Origin of the sequence: Leucobacter sp. HNU (genome assembly GCF_047946755.1) — a bacterium.
Taxonomy (GTDB): Bacteria; Actinomycetota; Actinomycetes; order Actinomycetales; family Microbacteriaceae; genus Leucobacter.
Window position 1 is genome coordinate 2,747,115 of the sequence record NZ_CP178837.1, and the last position, 17,915, is coordinate 2,765,029.

Below are 17,915 nucleotides of genomic sequence, written 5' to 3' on the forward strand. Positions count from 1 at the left end.
GAAACGGCCGAGGGCGCGGCCGACGGATGGGGGTCCGTCGGCCGCGCCCTCGGGCGGCTGCCGCTGGGGGTTACTCGGCAGCGGTTCCGTTCGCGACCGGCTCACCGTCGCGGCGGCGTCGCACCGCGGTCACGGCCCCGCCCACGAGGAGCAGGAGCGCCGCGATCAGTGCCGCGTAACCGGTCGCCGCACCACCGGTCACGGCGAGCGGATCGATCGGCTGCACCTTCGTCTCGACCGTGCTCGTCAGCTCCGAGTCGGGCGTCAGATCGGTCGGCGTCGAGACCACCGCAGTGTTCGCGACCTTGGGGTAGGCCGCCTGCCCGACCCGCACGACGAGATCGATGGTGACCTGCTCGCCCTTCGCGAGACCCTTCAGCAGGGTCCACTCGACGCGGCTGCCCTGCACCGAGGCCGCCGACACCGGGCGGGATCCGCCGGTCTGGGCCGCGACCGCGCTCGACACGTAGGTCAGCCCGTTCGGCAGGCGATCGGTCACCGTGATGGGGCCGGGATCCTCGGTCGGGCCGTCGTTGCGCACCGTGATCCGGTAGTGCGCGTTGTCGCCCACCTGGAACTCGCCCTGCACGGACTTCGTCACCGTGAGCTTCGCGAGCGCGGGCACCTGCACCGGATCGTCCGAGCGGTTGTTGTCGCGGTCCACGTCCTCCTCGGTCGAGGTGACGGTCGCCGTGTTGGTGACCTCGGCGTAGGCGCTCGCCTGCACCTCGGTGCCGACGGTCAGCCTCGGGGCGCGTTCGCCCGGTGCCAGCTCGCCGCTCAGCGCCGCCACCACGAGGGTGCCGCCGTCCGGCAGCGCCGTGACCTCGGTGATCGTCCAGCGGTCGCCCGAGAGGTCGCCCACGGCGCTCGTCACCGTCAGACCCGCGGGCACGCGGTCGGTCACGCTGACGCCGGTCGCGATCGACGGACCGTGGTTCACGACGTCGATCCCGAACTCGAGCGGCGAGCCGATGCGCACCTGACCCGCGTCGTGCGACTTGGTCACCGCGACGTCGACCCGGCGATCCACCGTCACCTCGGCGGTGTCGGTGTTGTTCGACTCGTCGGGATCGGGGGTCCCCGACTTCGCCGTCGCCGTGTTCGTCAGCTTCGCCCCGTCGGCGATGCCGGCGTCGAGCTGCACGGTGAACAGGATCGCGGGTGCGGCGGCGCCGTTCGCGAGACCAGTCCCGTCGGGGATCCGCGTGAAGGTCACGCGCTGCGTGCCGTCGGCCGCGGGATCCTCGGCGGTCGCGGTCCAGTCGGTCGCCGAGGCGCCGTCGAGCGAGACGAAGCGGCTGCCCGCGGGGAGCGTGTCGGTCACCGTGATCGGGGCGATCGCGTCGCTCGGCCCGTGGTTGGTCGCGACCATCCGGTACCGCACGGTCGACCCGGCCACGGCGCGGTCGGTCGGCTTGCCGTCGGCGTCGATCGCGGTCTTCTCGAGGCTCAGGTCGGCGCTCGTGGTGACGGCGATCTTCGCGTCGTCCTGCACCTGGTGCGGCGCCGTGCTGCGGCTGTCGGTCCAGGAGAGGTAGGCCGTGTTGGTCAGCTCGGTGCCCGTCGGGACGTTCGCGCCGATGTGCGCGACCACCGTGAGCGTGCTCGTGCCGACCGGGTGGGCCGCGCGCTTGCACGACTCCGCCGCGTTGTCGCAGGTCCAGCCCGCGCCCGAGATCGACACCGGGGTGAGCCCCTCGGGCAGCACGTCCTCGACGAACGCGTCGGCGACCGACGGCCCGCGGTTCTCGACCGTCAGCGTGTACGTCACGTCGGTGCCCGCGACCCAGGGGCCGGCCTCGACGTCCTTGGCGATCGTCATGTCCGCCTCGGTCACGACCTCGACGGTCGCCTCGGAGTGGTTGTTCGTCGGATCGGTGTCGTCCGGCCCGACCACGTCCGTGCCGTTGACGAGCCGCTGGGCGGGCACGTCGGGCGAGATCGCCGCGACGACGTCGAAGGTCATCTCGCCGTCCCGCTGCAGGGTCTCGGCACCGCTGAGCATGGTCCACACGACCGAGCGCTTCGAGGCGGAGACCTTCGGTGCCGTGTTCACCGAGATGCCGTCGACCGTGCTCCTCGACGAGACGTAGCTCATGCCGGCGGGCATCTCGTCGGTCACCGCGATGGGTGCGCCCGAGACGCTCGGCCCGTTGTTCTTCACCGTGATCCGGTAGCGGAGCTCGGTGCCGGCGGTGACCTTGGTGGTCGGGTTGCCGTCGAGGTCGAGCGCCTGCTTCGTGATCGAGAGATCGGCCTGGCGGTCCGAGTTGCCGTTCTGGTCGTCGTCCTTCGGCTCGTTCCCCGAGTTCTCGGCGAACGCCTGCGCCCAGTTGCGCACCGTCGAGCCGGGCACGAGGCCCGGGTCGATGTCGTACGTGGCGACGAAGGCACGCGAGGCGCCCTTCGCGATCGTCCCGCCGAGCGAGAACTGGTCGGTCGACGCGTTCGCGCCGGCCGTCCGGGTCCAGGTGCCCGAGACGTTCGCGTGCTCCCGGTAGCTCAGCACGCTCGGCGCGGTGTCCACCACGCGCACCGCGCGGGCGTCTGCCGGGCCGAGGTTCGCGACCGTGATCCGGTAGCTGACCGTGCCGCCCGCCGTGATGTCGGGCAGGGTCCCGCCGTTCTCGGCCGCGTCCTTCCAGACGCCGCCGACGTTGACGACGCGGGTCTTGCTGATCCCGAGCATCGTGCCGTCACCGGGCGCCGTGGTGACGTCGTCCGTGTTGTTGTCGGGTACCGGATCGGTCGTGGCACCCGGGTGCACGACGGCCGTGTTGACGATCTTGCCGCCCGTCCAGGACGAGTCGATCACGCCGTCGAGCGTCAGCTCCTGCGCGGGACCGACCGGCAGCTGGGGGCCGGTGAACGTCCAGGTGATCGTGTCGCCCGCCTTCGCCGGCCAGCCGTTCGAGGCCGTGACGGTCCAGGAGGTGAGCGCGGCCGAGGGGTCGCGCACGTCGCTAATCCCGGCGGGGATCGTATCGGTCACGGTGATCCGCTTGGCGGCGGTCGATGCCGACACCGAGGGACCGCGGTTCGACACCTTGATGCCCCAGCTGATCGGCCGGCCGGCCGCGGGCTCGGCGGTGTTCAGCACCTTGTCGATCGCGAGATCGGCCTCGGTGGTGATCGGGCGCTGGGCGGTCGACGAGTTGTCCTTGTCGATGTCGCCCTGGCGCTCGAAGCTGCGCCCGGTGACGCTCGCCGTGTTCTTCGCGGTACCGGTCGCCGCCGCGTCGATCGTCACGTCGGCGAGCAGCACGATCCGGTCGCTGCCGTCGGCCGCGAGCCGGGTGCCGCGGTCACCCACCACGAAGGGATCCTTCGCGGTGCCCGCGCCCGAGAGGGTCAGCGGGGTGCCGGTCTTGTCGGCGGCGTTCGCGTAGTAGCGCGCGGTGAACGCACCCGTCGTCACGCCGTCCGGCAGGGTCGTCTGATCGACCACCGAGAACTGGCCGGAGGCCGCGTCGGGACCCTGGTTCGTCACGGTGATCCGCCACTGCGGCTGGGTGTAACCGGAACCCGAGACCGCGCCGGCGGTCCACTGGTTCCGCTTGTCGCCGCCGATGGCCTCCTTGACGAGCTTCAGGTCGACTCGCGCGATGTGCGCGTCGGCCGTCGCGTCGGGGCCGGTGTAGCCGCCGTCGCCGTTCGCCGTCCTGCCGGTCGCGTCGGTGGTCTGGCCCGCCAGCGTGTTGGTGTGCGCGATGGAGAGCCCAGCGCCCGCGTCGGTCGTCGCGCCGTTCTGCGGCTTCGCCGAGAAGGTGATGCGCACTGTGCGCTGCTGATCCGTCGCACCCGAGCCGACGCCCGGGAGGAGCGCCGGTGCGGACGCCGCGGAACCGAGGTTCCAGGTCAGCGTCTGCTTCCCGTCCTTCGTGCCGATGGCCGGCGCATCGAGGTCGGCGAACGCACCGCCGCCGATGCTGATCTGCGGGCGCACCGACGGATCGAACTCCCAGTTCTTCGGCAGGGTGTCGGTCAGCCGCACGGTCTGGGCCGCACCCTGACCGGTGTTCTTCGCCTGCAGGGTCCAGCCGAAGCCGTCGCCCACGAACGCCTCGGAGCCGTTCGAGGTGCTCTTCTGCAGCACCACGTTCGGGAACCGCGGCGTGACCGTCGCGTTCGCCTTCACGTTCGTCGGGTCGGTCGAGCGTCCGCCGTTCGCGAAGGACTCGTAGTGCGTCACCGCGACCTCGTTGACGAGGTTCGCCTGCTTCAGCGCGTCGGAGCTCGCGAGCTTCGCCGTGTAGGTGAAGGTCTGCGTGTTGTTCGGCGCGACGTTGCTCAGCGGGCCGGCGACGGTCCAGTCGATCGTGCCGCCCCCGTTCGCGCCGGCGCCCGTGAGCACGCCGCCGCTCGCAGTGAGGCTCGACGGGTCGACCACGACGCCCTGCGGCACCGTGTCGCGCACCCGGGCGTTGTAGGCGGGGCTCGTGCCCGTGTTGCGCACCTCGACCGTGTAGGTGAAGGTGTCGCCCGGATCCACCGATGCCGCGCTCGCTCCGTTCACCCGCTTGGTGATGCCGAGCTGCGGGTTCAGCACGTTCACCGTCGCGTTGTCGGTGAGCTCGATGCGCTGCGACGCGTCGTCGTGCGCCGTGGTCCAGCTGAAGCCGGCCGTGTTCGGCAGGGTGTTCACGCCGGCGGGCACGGTGTTCTTCAGGAGCACCCGGTAGGTCACCGTGAGGGTGCGGGGGTCGGGCGCGGACGCGATGTCCCCGTCCGCACCGGTGTAGGTGCCGGTGACGCGGTTCGAGCCGTTCACCGTCCAGTTCCAGCCGCCGTCGATGCCCGAACCCGCCGGATCCGCCGACACCGTCGGGTCGCCGACGAGCTGGACGCCCGCGGGCAGCTGGTCGCGGATCTGCGCGTTGTAGTAGTTGATGTTCGGGTGCAGGGTCACCTTCACCTGGTACGACGCGGTTTCGCCGATCGGCGCCTGCGCGGTCTTCGCGAAGGCACCCGAGTCGCCGATGCGCACGCCCTTCGCGATCGCGGCGGTGGTCGCCGTGATCTTCGCGGTGCTGCTGGTCGTCCGGTCGCCGCGGCGGTCCGAGGTATCGGCGCCGCCGACGGTCTTCGGCAGGGTGTAGCCCGTCGCCGTCGCGGTGTTCGAGTAGCTCTGGCCGCCGCCCGTGCTCGGGTCGATCATGGCCGTGTAGCCGAGCGCCACGGTGGCAGGGATCGCCTGCAGCGCCGGCACGTCGGCCGGCTTCCAGGTGATCTTGCCGCCCGCGCCGGTGGATACGCCGGCCTCGGCGTCGACCGCGCTGCGCGCCAGCGGGGCGCCGTTCAGCGTCAGCGAATCGAGGTCGACGATCAGGCCCGCGGGGACCTGGTCGACCACGGTGTTCTCGTAGCTCTTCGCGCGACCGGACGGGTTCGACACGGTGATCGTGTACTGCACCGGCTTGCCGATCTGCACGTCGGTGCCCGGGCTCGCGGCCTTCACGACCCGCAGGCCGGGCTCGATGTAGGTGGCGTTCGCGTTCGCGCTGGTGGTCACCCGCTTGGCGGGGTCGACGGGGTTCGCGTAGCTGAACGCTGCGGTGTTCTGCAGCGTCGCGCCGTTCGCGAGGTCGGGCGAGTACCCCGGGTGCGAGGCGTCGCGATCCTTCACCCACACGGTGATCCGCGCGGTGAATTCCTGACCCTGATCGGTCGAGTTGGTGTAGCTCGCGGGGAACCGCAGGGTGCCTGCGGCGTCGCCTCCCGATGCGCTGCGCAGCAGGGTGAACCCGGCGCTCTCGAGACCGCCCTCGGTCATGCCGTTCGGCCCCGAGAACGCGGCCGATCCGGCGACGAACTCGTAGGGCACGCGGGTGCCGCCCTGCGTGAAGAAGCCGTTGTCGGCGAGCTTCGCATCGCGCACGGTGGTGTGCGCGGGCACGGAGACGCGGTACTCGAAGGTGGCGTACTCGCCCTGCACGATCTGCGTCTGGCCGTTGGCCGCGTCGATGTCGTTCAGGCCGACGGTGTTCCCGGTTCCCGCGGGTGCGCTCGGTCCGACCTCGGTCGAGACCAGGCGCTTCGCCGGGGTGGTGCCGGGCAGGTGCACCTCGGAGGTGTCGTGCGTCTTGCTGTCGTCGACGCCGAACTCGCCGTCCGCGACCGGACGGTCCGCGAGCAGCTGACCGCCGGTGGGCTCGCCGTTCGCGTCGAGCTTCTGCGGCACCACCGTGACGGAATCGCCGTCGTTGGTCGAGAAGCGGTACTCGGAGACCGCTGCGGTGTTCTCGTAGGACTGCGTCAGCTGCGCGGCAGGGCCGCCGCCGGGCACGCCGCTCGGCACCACGAGGGTGTAGCCGAGGGTGAGACCGCTCTTCGCCGGCGGGGTCGCACCGGGGACCGTCCCCGCGAAGGAGAACACGATGACCGTGCGGTCCGCGTACGCCGAGGTCAGGTGCAGGTCGGCGTAGCCGGGATCGCCCGGATCGAACGCCTTCGCCGTGACCGAGCCGTTCGCCGCGGTCTCGGTGCTGCCGTTCCACCGCGCCGCCGTGGCCGAGCCGACCGCGCCCGTGCTCGGGTCGATCCCCTTGAGGTCGGCCTTGCGCACGCCCGCGGGAAGCGCGTCGAGCACGCGGTAGTCGGAGGTGTCGTTGCGCGGTGCGGCGAGGTCGATGCGGTACGTCGCCTCGACGCCCTGCGCCACCTCGAGCCCGTCGATGTTCGAGCCGAAGGCCGCACCGGGCTGGGTGGTGCCCGCGGTCGTCTTGAGCGAGCGCACGCCCTTGAGGAGGGACGTCCCGCCGTCGACGGTGATGTCGGCGCCGTCGCGCAGGAAGAAGATCTCGCCGTCGACGTTCTCCTGCTGGTACTTCGCGAGGTTCTGCGGCAGATCGACGTCGCCGAAGTTCGAGAGGCCCGAGACGGTCACCTTGACGTAGACGTCGAGCTTCACGCCGCGGGGGAAGAAGCGGTCGCTCGACCGGTCGAGGCAACCGGTCTTGCCGAGGTTCCAGGTCAGCGAGCGGCCGTCGGCACCGACCGTCGGCTGGCCCACGAACTGCTGGGCCAGGTCGTCGCGGCTGTTCACCGTGCAGACGCCGAGCGTCGCCGAGCTCGCCGAGGGCACCACGACGATGTCGCGGTAGGCGTCCCCGTTCTTCGTCTGATCGAAGCTGACGCCCTCCGGCAGGAAGTCGGTGAGCTTCGCGTTACGCACGTCGGCGCCGGCCGGCGGGGTGACGCTGATCTTGTACCAGACCTGGTCGCCCGCCGAGAAGGGCTCCTTCGCGGAGTCCACCCAGCCGGTCGCGCTCGCCACGTTCGCGGCGGTCGTCTGCCCGGCGGCGGCGCGGGGCAGCACCCGCTTCTGCATGCCGCTCAGCGCGGCCTCCAGGGTCGCCGAGGAATCGTCGGCGGCGTGCTCGCGGCCATCGGCCTTCGCGCCCTCCTTCGAGACGATGCCGTCGAGTTCGGGACGCGCCTCGGTGGTCAGCGTGACCTTCGCGTTGTTCGTGACCCGGTCGCCGGAGCTGGTCGCGCCCGACTGACCGTCGGCCTCGGTGTAGCTGGCGCTCTGCATGACCGTGTAGACCACGTTGTGCTCGCGGTTCGGAGCCGCGAGCGCGTCGGCCGGATCGAGCGCGAGCTCGATCGAGAAATGGCCGTTGCTCGGGTCGTAGGAGAGCGAGGTGAGGGTCGCTCCGGTGAGCTTCAGGTCGGACGCGGGGGCGTGCGTCGACGGCCAGGAGCAGTCGGACGAGACGCCGTGCGCCCGGAGCATGCTGTTCCAGTCGCTCGCGCTCATCGGGGCGCCGGGCTTCTCGGCGCTGCCCTGGGTGAGCTTCGGAGTGGACCCGCCGCCCGTGATCTTCGTGCCAGCGGGGAACGCCGGGCAGACGCCGTCGGCCATGTCGTCGACGAGTCGATCGGGGGCTCCGCCCTGCGTCGCGCCGACGTACTCGCTCGTCGCGATGTTCAGGCGGTAGCTCGCGATCTGCCCCTGGGTGAAGGACGCGTTGCGCGACCAGTCGGAGGCGTTCGCGGGATCGGGGTTCGGCTGGGTGCTGACGCTCTTCAGCAGGCGCACGTCGACCGCGTCGACGGAGTGCGCAGCGCTGCTCTCGGTCTTCTTGCCCGCATAGCTGCCCGAGACCGCGGCGACGTTGCGCAGGGTCTGGGCCGAGTAGGGGTCGCCCGAGATGCCGTGGCGCGTCGAGGCGCCGCGGTTGTTGTCGAGGTTCGCCGCCTGGCCGCCGCTCGCGGCCGTCGGGGTGGTGGCCCCGAAGTCGAGGGTGTTCTCGAAGAGCGGGATCCCCGCGCGGTAGCGGATCTCGAAGACGCCCGAGGTGCCGGGCGTCGACGCGTAGTTCTGCGTGACGCCGGCCGTGGTGTCGCGCGAGTCGCCGAGCCCGAGGAGGGTGCCGAGGTTCCAGGTCACCTTCGTGTAGACCTTGCCGGCCACGAGCCCGTACTGATCGGCGAGCGCCTGGTCGGCCTTGATGGTCTCGACCGACGAAGCGGCGCCCGCGGCGCCCGCGCCGCCGGCGGGAGCCGGGGTCGCGGTGAGCCGGGGAGCGCCGGGGTACTCGACGGCGCCCTGGGCACCGTTCGCGTTGGTGGTGTGGTCGATCCCGCCCGTGCCGAGGAACTCGAGGCCCGCGGGCAGGAAGTCGGTCACCTGCGTGTTCGACAGATCGCCCTCGGCGGTGTGCGAGATCCGCAGGGTGTAGGTCGTGGTGTGGTCGTGGATCCCGCGCAGCAGCTCGCCCTCGGGGCTGGGCTCGCTCTTCGCGACGCGGAACGCCTTGACGGGCACGTTCGTCTTCGAGATGCCGGGGGCGGAGGTGGTGCCGGAGCCCTTCGCCGTCGAGCCGGGGAACTGCGGCAGGCGGCTGGGATCGTTGCTCGTGTAGGCGGAGCCGACGGTGTCGAGGGCGGTGGTGCCGACGGGGAAGGTCTGCGCGTTGGGGCGGAGCGTCACGGTCGCCTGCTGCTTCGCGCCGACGGGGAGGTCGGTGATGTTCTCGAAGACCAGGTACTGCTTGCCCGCGGGGACGCGGCACTTGCCGGCGTTGCCCGCTTCGAGCCCGATCGCCGCGCAGTCCTGCGCGGAGGTGAACTCCTTGCCCGCGGCATAGACCTTCGGCGCGGTCATGCCCGCCGAAGCGCCGACGTACGTCACGCCCGTCGGGATCACGAGCCCGGCGCTCACGTTGTACTGGTCGCCCGCGGCCGTGCCAGCGCTCGAGAACTTCAGCTCGAGCGTCAGGTCCTCGCCCGCCACCAGGTCCTTCTGCGGCGTGACGGTGAAGCCGGGCGCCGGAGCGGCCGCCTCGGCGTTCTGCGCGCCGACGCCGGCCGCGACGAGCACGCCGGCGATCAGCGCCGCCGACACCCCTCCCGCGATCCACGCGCGCATGCGGGTCCACCCGCGCACGGCCTCGTGCGTTCCATTCGTCCGCGTCGCGCCGTGTTTCCGGGCGCGACGAAGCATGCTCGTCCTATTCGACACAGTGTCCCCCACCGTCGATGCACTGCGAGCGGCGAGCGCACGGCAAAGCTGCGGTGCTGTGCACAACTCACCGCAGCGACCGACGTTCCCCCTGGATCGTCGGCCCGATCGTGGCCCGGTGACGGGAGTCCCCTCACTCCGCTCCGCGGCGCCGATTCCTCGGGAATCGCGCCGCAGATACGTCATCCGCTTGAACCTTCACAGACATAGTGAAGGATTCAACTATCGACCCTAGCCGGGAATTGGTCACCGTGCCAACCGTTTGGCGATCCTTCATCCCACGGCCTCACCCCGGCCGAACGTTCACCCTGAGCTTCCTGTGAATCACTCACGTGCGCGCTGTATCAGCACGGGAGTGCCGTGGAACTCCTCAGAGGATCAGATGATCCCGGCGCGCGCGTCCGGGCGCGCGAGAGCCTCGACCCCCGGGAGATCGTCCCAGGACTCGGCCAGGATCCCGACCGCGGCGCGCAGTTCATCCGGGTCCCCGCAGAGCGGCAGGCGCAAGCGCCCCTCGTAGGCGCCGTCGATCCCGAAGCGCGGGCCGGCCGGCACGACGAGCCCGCGCGACCGGGCGGCGAGCGCCAGGCGCGAGCTCAAGGGGGCTCCGAGATCCACCCAGGTCGCGATCCCGCCGGGCGTCGGCGGGACCCGCCACCCGGGCACGCGCTCGGCCAGCAGCCCGGTCAGCAGCTCGCGCCCCGCGCGGAGCTGTCCGCGGCGCAGCTCCAGCGCCTCGGCGGTACGCGGCAGCAGACGCGCGAGCAGCAGCTGCTCCAGGATCGGAGTGCCCAGGTCGCCGACCGTTCGCGCCTGCGCCAGGCGGGCGATCAGTTCGCGATCGGCGCGGATCCACCCGACCCGCAGCCCACCCCAGAGCGTCTTGCCCGCGCTGCCGATCAGCACCGCGTTCCCCTGCGCGGCGAGCGGCGGCGCGACGAAGCCCCGATCGATGTCGAGTTCCGCCGTGGTCTCATCGGCGACCACGACCGTTCCCTCGCGGCGCGCGGCCGAGAGGATCCGCTCCCTGGCCTCGAGCGAAAGCGACCGACCCGTGGGATTCTGGAAGTCGGGCATGAGGAACGCGGCCGCTGGGCTCGCGCGGCGGAACGCCTGCTCGAACGCCTCCACCTCGCCGGTCTCGGTCGCGTCGGCGTCGGCGGCACCACCGACGGGCACCGGCACCAGCCGGGCCCCGGCGAGCCGCAGCGCCTCGAACGCGTGCGGATAGGTGGGCGATTCGATCACCGCGCGGTCGCCGCGCCCCAGCAGGGTGCGCGCGAGCAGCGCGATCGCGTGCTGCGCCCCGAGCGTGACGAGGATCTGCTCCGGGTCGGTCGGCAGCCCGCGCTCCGCGTAGCGACGCGCGAGAGCGGCCCGCACCTCGGGCAGGCCGATCGGATCGTACCCGTCGGTGTGCAGCCAGGACGGCAGATCCTCCGCGGCCTCGCGCGCCGTCTCGGCCAGCCAGGGGAGCGCCGGCAGCGTCGCCCGCGAGAGATCGATCTCGTGCCCGCCCGGAACCGGCTCGTGCAGCCGCGGGACCGGCAGCCGGACCTGCGTACCCGACCCGCGCAGGCTCCGCGCGAAGCCGAGCTCGCGGAGCCGGGCGTACGCCGAGGCCACCGTCGTGCGGCTCAGGCCGAGACGATCGCAGAGTTCGCGCTCCGACGGCAGGCGGGTGCCCGACGGGATCCGACCGTCGAGCGCGAGCAGCCGGATCCGCTCGGCGAGGGAGCGCGCGAGTCCGCCCCGATCCGAACCGCGCCAATCGCCCAGCAGTGCGGCGAGCGACGTCGCACCGATCGGACCCGGTCCAGATTCACTCCGCAGCACCATCGGTCCAGATTAGGCGAATTGGCATCTGGCTGACAGTCCAATCGACTGTTTGGATATCTGCATGCTCACTCGACGCCTGCTCCAGCTCTTCATCGGCCTCTTTCTCTACGGGTTCGCCGACGCGCTGATGATCCGCGCGGCCGTCGGCGTCGACCCGTGGACCGTGTTCGCCCAGGGGCTCTCGCACCTCACCGGCATCGAGATCGGCTGGCTCACCAACCTGATCGGACTCGCCGTCCTGCTGCTCTGGATCCCGCTCCGGCAGAAGCCCGGCATGGGCACCGTGCTCAACATCCTCCTCGTCGGCACCAGCATCCAGGCCGGGCTCGCGCTCGTCGGCACCCCGCCCGAGCTCTGGCAGCGGATCCTCCTGTTCGTCGCCGGCCTGCTGCTGCTCGCCGTCGCCAGCGGCCTCTATATCGGCAGCCGCTTCGGCGCGGGCCCGCGCGACGGGCTCATGACCGGCATCAACGCCCGCACCGGGCTGCCGATCTGGATCGCGCGCACCATCGTCGAGGTGACCGTGCTCGCGGTCGGCTGGCTGCTCGGCGGAGACGTCGGGTTCGGCACGCTCGCGTTCGCGGTGCTGATCGGACCGCTGTGCGGCATCACCATCCCGCGGCTCCGGGTGCCCGAGGCGGCCGCGTTGGGCGCTGGGGCAGGGGCTGGCGCGGTGGCCGGGGCCGCGGCCGGGGCGGGTGCTGATGCTGGTGCTGGCGTGGAGGCCAATACCGACGGGCGAGTGGACGAGACCGCGCCCGCGCAGGCGTGATCCGCCCGGCCCAGCCTGGCCCGCGTGCCCGCCTTGGCCCTCTGGCCCCCGCGCCCAATCCAAGCTGGCCCGCGCGCCCAATCCAAGCTGGCCCGCCCCCGAAATCCCGTCGAGTGGCGGCAAACCGCTGCTTCGGCCCACCCGTTCGGGCGTTTTGCCGCCACTCGACGGGGTTCGGCGGGATGAGGAGGATGAGGAGCATGCAGCGATAAGAGGGATGAGGCGGCGGCCGGGCCCGGCCAGAGCGCTCGCCCCGATCGGCGCGCCTAAGCTGGGCGGGTGATTCCCACCTCCGTCGGACCCGGACCCCGACCCCGGCCCGCGCTCGCCCCCGACCCCTCGCTCGCACTCGCGACCGGGCACACGTCCGAGCACGCGACCGAGACTGAGCACGCAACCACAACTGCGTCCGCGCGCACACTCGACCCCCGCGAGTGGGCGCCCCGCGAGGCCGCCCACCGGGAACGCGCGGACGCCCTGACCGCGGGCCGCAGGGACCGTGCGCTGCGCCACGAGAAGCACCCGATCGAAGACTTCCTCTTCACCTACTACTCGGTGACGCCAGGCCAATTGCGCCGCTGGCACCCCGGCGCGGGGACCGTGCTCGCCGGCGCCGGCATTCAGGGGCCCGACCGTGCCCCGTCGGAGCGCGCGGGCTGGCGCGAGTACCGCCCGGTCTCCTCCGATCGCCCGGATGACCTGGTGTTCGACGCGGCGGCGTTCCTCGCGCGGCGCGGATCCACCGTCGACTTCGTCGACCGCCTGCTGCGCGCGACCCTCGAACGGCCCGCATCGCTCGGCTGCTTCGGCCTGCACGAGTGGGCGATGGTCTATCGGCAGAGGCCCGATGAGTTGCGTCACTCCTCGCTGCCGCTGCGGCTCGGGCACGCGGGCACCGACGCAGTCGTCGAGGCGAACCCGATCCGGTGCAGCCACTTCGATGCGTTCCGCTTCTTCACCCCGGAGGCCGCGCCGCGCAACGAGCTGCAGCCGACGCGCGCCACGCAGCCCGACCTCGAGCAGCCCGGCTGCCTGCACGCCGGCATGGACGTCTACAAGTGGGCGTCGAAGCTCGGGCCGGCCGTGCCCGGCGAGGTGCTGCTCGACTGCTTCGTGCTGGCGCGCGACATCCGCGAGCTCGACATGCGGGCCTCGCCCTACGACGTGACCGGATGGATCGGTGCCGACGGACTGCCGCTCGAACCGGTCGCCATCGAGACACCGGACGGCAAGCGGGAGTACGCGCGCTTGCAGGCGGGCTTCGCCGACCGAGGAAACCTGCTGCGCGAGCGAGTGCTCGACGCGATCGCCGAGCTGCGCCGGGCGGGCGCGGGCGGCGCGGATCGCTGAGGCTCGGTCTCCGGGTATCCGGCCGCCGAGCACCGGATTCGCCGCTTCCGCGGGTCATCCCCGTTCACCGAAGACCCCCTCGGGTATCGAGGGACGGTCCCGCTCCCGAGGACCGGCGCGAACCCCGCGATTCGTCCCTGCTCTCGAGAGTTTCACCGTCCCTCGAACGTCGGCCCGTCGCTCGGGCGCCTCAGAAGCCGGCGAGCGCACTCCCCCGGGCCCTCCGGCCACAGCTCTGGCTCCGGCCACAGCCCGGACTCCGGCTCCCGCAGCGACCCCGCCGCCAGCGACCCCGGCGCCAGCAGCCCCGCATCCCTCAGCTCGAAGCGAGCCGGCGCACCTCGGCGAGCAGCGTGCCCGCCGTGCGCTCCCACGAGTACTCGGCCGCGTGGGCGACGCCCGCGGCGATGGTCCGTTCGCGCACCGAGTCGTCGTCGAGCTCCCGCACCGCAGCGGCGAACGCCTCCGGGTCCTTCGCGGGCACGAAGAGCGCGCCCTCGCCCGCCACCTCGCGGAAGATCTCGAGGTCGCTCACCACTGCGGGCACGCCGAACGCGAGCGCCTCCGCGATCGGCAGGCCGTAGCCCTCGTCGAGGCTGAGCGTCGCGAGGATCGCGCGGTCGTCGAGCAGCGCGGCGTACTCGGTGTCGGAGACGCCGCCGTGGAACACGATGTCGGCCCCGGCCGGTGCGATCGCTTCGAGCTCGGCGCGGCGCTGCGGGCTGATCCGGCTGAGCAGGTGCAGCGTGCGGCCGGGCAGACCGGCCATGCCGCGCACCAGCGTCTCGACGTTCTTGTAGGGCATGAACGAGCCCATGTAGACGATCCGCTTGGGGACCTCGGCACCGCGTTCGAGGCCCGGGTTCGCGCCGGCGGGCAGTTCCGGCAGCAGCTCTTCGAGCCGCTGCGGCGCGTTGCCGAGCACGATCACGGGCCGTCGGGTCAGGCGCACCGCGGCGAACTGCCGCTTGCTCGTCTCGCTCACCGTCGCCACGACGTCGGCGCGGTTCAGCACGAAACGCTGCGGCACGTAGCTCAGGTGGAACAGCCGCCAGCCGAGCCGCACGGGTGCCGGAAGGTCCCGCGGGGGCGTGCGGTGGCGGTAGTAGATCGTGTCGTGCAGGGTGAGGATCAGTTTGAACCGGCGCCCGAGCGATCCGATGGTCTGCATCGGCGAGAACACCGCGTCGGGGCGGTGCCGGTTGAGGATCAGGGCTGTGAACGGCTCCTTCGCCGACGTCGGCGCGTGGATCTTCAGCGTGCGGGCGCCCTCGGGCAGCAGCGTGATCTGGGCGTCGTCGTGGATCAGGAAGATCACCTGGACGTCGCGCTCGCCCGTCGCTCCACCGGCCGCGGCGAGCTCGGCGACGGCGCGCGCGAGCTCGGCCGAGAATCGGCTGATCCCATCGTGGAAGTCGGTGCGGATGTACCGGGCGTCGAAGAAGAGGCGGACGGGTCTCACTCGGGGATCGGCTCTCCGCGGTACAGCGCCTCGAAGGTGTCGAGCGTGCGCGTGATGTCGTGCACGAGCACCCCGTCGAGCGACGCCCGCTGCATGCGCGCCCACTCCTCGGGTTCCGCGGTGAGCACCTCGGTGAGGCGGGCCGCGAGTTCGGCGTGGTTGTCGGGCTCGAACAGGTAGCCGTTCTCGCCGTGGTGCACGAGGTGCGGCAGCGCGACGGCGTCCGCCGCGATGACGGGCAGCCCGGAGGCCATGGCCTCCATGGTCGCGATCGACTGCAGCTCGGCGATCGACGAGATCACGAACACGGAGGCGCGGCTGTAGGCGTCGACGAGCTGATCCTCGTCGATCTTGCCGAGGAAGTGCACGCGATCCTGCAGGCCGAGCTTCTGCACGAGCTGCTCGAGGTGCTTGCGCTGGTCGCCGCCGCCGACGATGTCGAAGCGGACCCGGATCGACGGGTCGAGTGCGGCGATGGCGCGCAGCGTCACGTCGATCCGCTTCTCGCTGGTGAGGCGTCCGACCGACAGGATGCGGTGCTCGGTGCGCGGCGTCGCGTCGGGGCGGTAGTTGCGCCGGTCGATGCCGCAGCTCACGGGGATCACGCCCGAGATGTCGATGGTGCGCTCGAGGAACTCGGCCGCACGGCGCGTGGGGGTCGTGACGGCGCGGGCCATCTTGAAGGTGCGCTCGGCGTCGTCCCACGCGAGCTTCAGCACGAGCTTGTCGACGAACGGCGGCATGACGGTGAAGTCGAGGATGTTCTCGGCCATGACGTGGTTGGTCGCCACGATCGGGATCCGCCGCTGGCGGGCGATACGGGCGAGACCGCGGCCGATGACGATGTGCGACTGGATGTGCACGACGTCGGGGCGCACCCGCGACAGCACCTGCCGCGCGTAGTGCTTCGAGCGCCACGGCCAGACGAAGCGCAGCCAGTCGTGCGGCAGCCAGCGCACCGACGGCAGGCGGTGCACGGTCATCGGCTGGCCCTCGATGATCTCGACCTTCGGGCGGGTGCGGCGATAGCGGGTGCCGGGGGCCACGACGTGGACCTCGTGCCCGCGCTCGACGAGGCCGGCGGCCAGGCGCTCGGCGAAACGGGCGGCGCCGTTCACGTCGGGGGCGAACGTGTCGCATCCGATCAGGATGCGCAGACGGTCGGGTCGATCGGTGGGGCTCACGGGTGCGCTCGCGCCTTTCGAGTCGTCGGGTGGGCCGCGGAACTCGGGATTCGGCCCGCGGGAACGTGTATCAGTGTATTCGGACGACTCTGGAGATCGCCCGGGGCGCGTCGGGATTCCGGGATCCGCGGCCCGGGCCGGGCGGCCTCGACGGCCGGCTCGCTCAGCGCCCGGCCCGCGCCTTCCGCGCCGTCAGCACCGTGAAGGTGCGGTCGCGGGCGAGCTGCTCGGCCGGGCCGATCGCGCGTTCCAGGATCGGGCGGTAGCCGAGGGGCGAGTTGAAGACGATCCGCAGTTCGCCGCCGGGCGCGAGCGCGCGGGCGCAGGACCGGATGAGGCGGTGCGCGACCGCGGTGTGCACCGTCGAGCCGGAGTGGAACGGCGGATTGAGCAGGATCAGATCCGCCCAGCCGTCGGGCACGGCCTCGCAGCCGTCCGCGCGCACCGTCGCGACGCGTCCCGCGACTCCGGCGGCCTCGGCGGTGAGCCGGGTCGAGGCGACCGCCGCGGACGACTGATCGGTCGCGATGACCTCGGCGTCGGGCCAGGCGCGCGCCGCGCTGACCGCGAGCGTGCCGGTGCCGCAGCCGAGATCGACGATCCGGGCGGGTGTCCGCCCGGGTCCGGATCCGCGCGGCGGGGCAGTGCGCATCGTGTCGAGCAGCAGCCGGGTGCCGCGGTCGAGCTTGGTGCCGCCGAAGGCGGCGCCGTACGCCGCGAGACGGAAGCCGAGGTCGGGGTCGCCGCCCCAGACGGGGAAGCGGGGCGCACCGAGCGCTGGCTCCGGGCGCGCAGCGGTGGCGGTGAGGACGCGGGACTTCTGGCGGGCGAGGCCCGCCGACACGTCGGCGAAGCTGCGCTGCAGCACCTCGTTCATCGCGAGCGTCATGTGCTTCACCCGGCCGCCGGCCAGCACCACGACCGCGGGGTCGGCCCAGCGCGCGATCGCCTGCGCGATCTCGTCGAGCGCGTCGAGGCCGCGCGGGAGCTGGAGCAGCACCAGCTTCGCACCGCGCAGCAGCTCGGGGCCGAGCGGGAGGGAGACCGGAGCGTCCGCGACGTCCAGCCGGTCGGCGTTGGCGTGCAGGGCACGTTCGCCGAGCAGCGGATCCTGGTGGACCCGCACGCCGGTCGCGCCGAGCAGCCGCACGGCGCCGAGCGCGAGCGCGCCGTGCCGGTCGCCGATCACCGCGATGCCGCCCGGCAGCGCCTCGCCGAAGCGGGGATCCCGTGCGGCCTGGAGCAGCAGGCGATCCGTCGCGTCGAACGGCAGGAGCTCGGGGGCGTCGAGGTCGGGTTCCCGCGAGAGCTCGCGGAGGAACGCGGTGAGCGCGGCCTCGAACGCGTCGGCGGCGCCGGACTCGCGGGCTCCGGCCTCAGTCACCGGGATGCCAGACGACCATCTCGGTGCTGCGGCGCACTCGGGTGCCGCGGCTCAGGGTGAAGACCTCGCCCTCGGAGCCGGCCGCGAACACGCGGCGGCCCGGCCGGTTGAGGAGTTCGTCGGAGAGCGCCCGCTCGAGCTCGCGCACGCGCGTCTCGAGATGCTGCACCCGGTCCTCGAGCTCCAGCACGCGCCGGATCCCCTCGAGGCTCAGTCCCTCGGCCGAGAGCCGGCCGACCTCGCGCAACTGCTCGACATCGCGCAGCGAGTAGCGCCGCGTGTTGCCGCGCGTGCGCTGCGGCGAAACGAGACCGATCCGGTCGTACTGCCGCAGGGTCTGCGGGTGCATCTCGGCGAGCTCCGCCGCGACGGCGATCGCGAACACGGGCGTGGTGCGATCCATCTGCGGCCCGGTCATTGCGCTCACCTCGTTCCTTACTTCCATTCTGCGC

General features: G+C 72.1%; 8 protein-coding genes. 2 read left to right on the top strand and 6 right to left on the bottom strand.

The features are described 5' to 3' along the window. Positions 1-70: 70 nt before the first annotated feature. Positions 71-9,379 carry an isopeptide-forming domain-containing fimbrial protein gene (locus AB3K78_RS13445; protein ID WP_416444025.1) on the bottom strand — a complete coding sequence of 3,103 codons (9,309 nt, stop codon included), beginning with the start codon at positions 9,377-9,379 and terminating at the stop codon, positions 71-73. A gap of 471 nt (positions 9,380-9,850) precedes the next feature. Then, positions 9,851-11,311, bottom strand: coding sequence for a PLP-dependent aminotransferase family protein (locus AB3K78_RS13450; RefSeq protein ID WP_416444027.1), 1,461 nt, complete (start codon positions 11,309-11,311; stop codon positions 9,851-9,853). A 61-nt stretch (positions 11,312-11,372) separates the two neighbouring features. On the opposite strand from AB3K78_RS13450, the gene AB3K78_RS13455 reads away from it, so the two are divergent. Together AB3K78_RS13455 and AB3K78_RS13460 are read left to right on the top strand one after the other, a co-directional pair. Beyond that, on the top strand, positions 11,373-12,083 hold the full coding sequence (locus tag AB3K78_RS13455; RefSeq protein WP_416444029.1) for a YczE/YyaS/YitT family protein: 711 nt from the start codon (positions 11,373-11,375) through the stop codon (positions 12,081-12,083). Between the two features lie 279 nt (positions 12,084-12,362). Continuing rightward, the gene (locus tag AB3K78_RS13460) at positions 12,363-13,433 is read left to right on the top strand and encodes a 3-methyladenine DNA glycosylase (RefSeq protein WP_416444031.1); all 1,071 of its coding nucleotides are present in this window, start codon (positions 12,363-12,365) and stop codon (positions 13,431-13,433) included. Positions 13,434-13,749: 316 nt separating this feature from the next. On the opposite strand, the gene AB3K78_RS13465 is transcribed toward AB3K78_RS13460, so the two are convergent. The 4 genes from AB3K78_RS13465 to AB3K78_RS13480 form a co-directional block, all read right to left on the bottom strand. Continuing rightward, a complete protein-coding gene (locus AB3K78_RS13465) occupies positions 13,750-14,895 on the bottom strand; it encodes a glycosyltransferase family 4 protein (protein ID WP_416444033.1) in 1,146 nt (381 codons plus the stop codon). Continuing rightward, positions 14,892-16,079, bottom strand: coding sequence for a glycosyltransferase (locus AB3K78_RS13470; RefSeq protein ID WP_416444034.1), 1,188 nt, complete (start codon positions 16,077-16,079; stop codon positions 14,892-14,894). The genes AB3K78_RS13465 and AB3K78_RS13470 overlap by 4 nt, the downstream gene beginning before the upstream one ends. A 163-nt stretch (positions 16,080-16,242) precedes the next feature. Next, positions 16,243-17,463 (bottom strand): class I SAM-dependent methyltransferase, encoded by a 1,221-nt coding sequence (locus AB3K78_RS13475; protein ID WP_416444035.1) that lies wholly within the window; start codon positions 17,461-17,463, stop codon positions 16,243-16,245. Then, positions 17,456-17,866, bottom strand: a complete 411-nt coding sequence (locus tag AB3K78_RS13480; RefSeq protein ID WP_046455559.1) for a heat shock protein transcriptional repressor HspR — start codon at positions 17,864-17,866, stop codon at positions 17,456-17,458. The genes AB3K78_RS13475 and AB3K78_RS13480 overlap by 8 nt, the downstream gene beginning before the upstream one ends. Positions 17,867-17,915: the final 49 nt, after the last annotated feature.

Excerpts from the sequence above, each read along its gene's own strand:
- AB3K78_RS13445 (WP_416444025.1), bottom strand. The coding sequence starts at position 9,379 with ATGCGCGCGTGGATCGCGGGAGGGGTGTCGGCGGCGCTGATCGCCGGC.
- AB3K78_RS13450 (WP_416444027.1), bottom strand. The coding sequence starts at position 11,311 with ATGGTGCTGCGGAGTGAATCTGGACCGGGTCCGATCGGTGCGACGTCG.
- AB3K78_RS13455 (WP_416444029.1), top strand. The coding sequence starts at position 11,373 with ATGCTCACTCGACGCCTGCTCCAGCTCTTCATCGGCCTCTTTCTCTAC.
- AB3K78_RS13480 (WP_046455559.1), bottom strand. The coding sequence starts at position 17,866 with ATGGATCGCACCACGCCCGTGTTCGCGATCGCCGTCGCGGCGGAGCTC.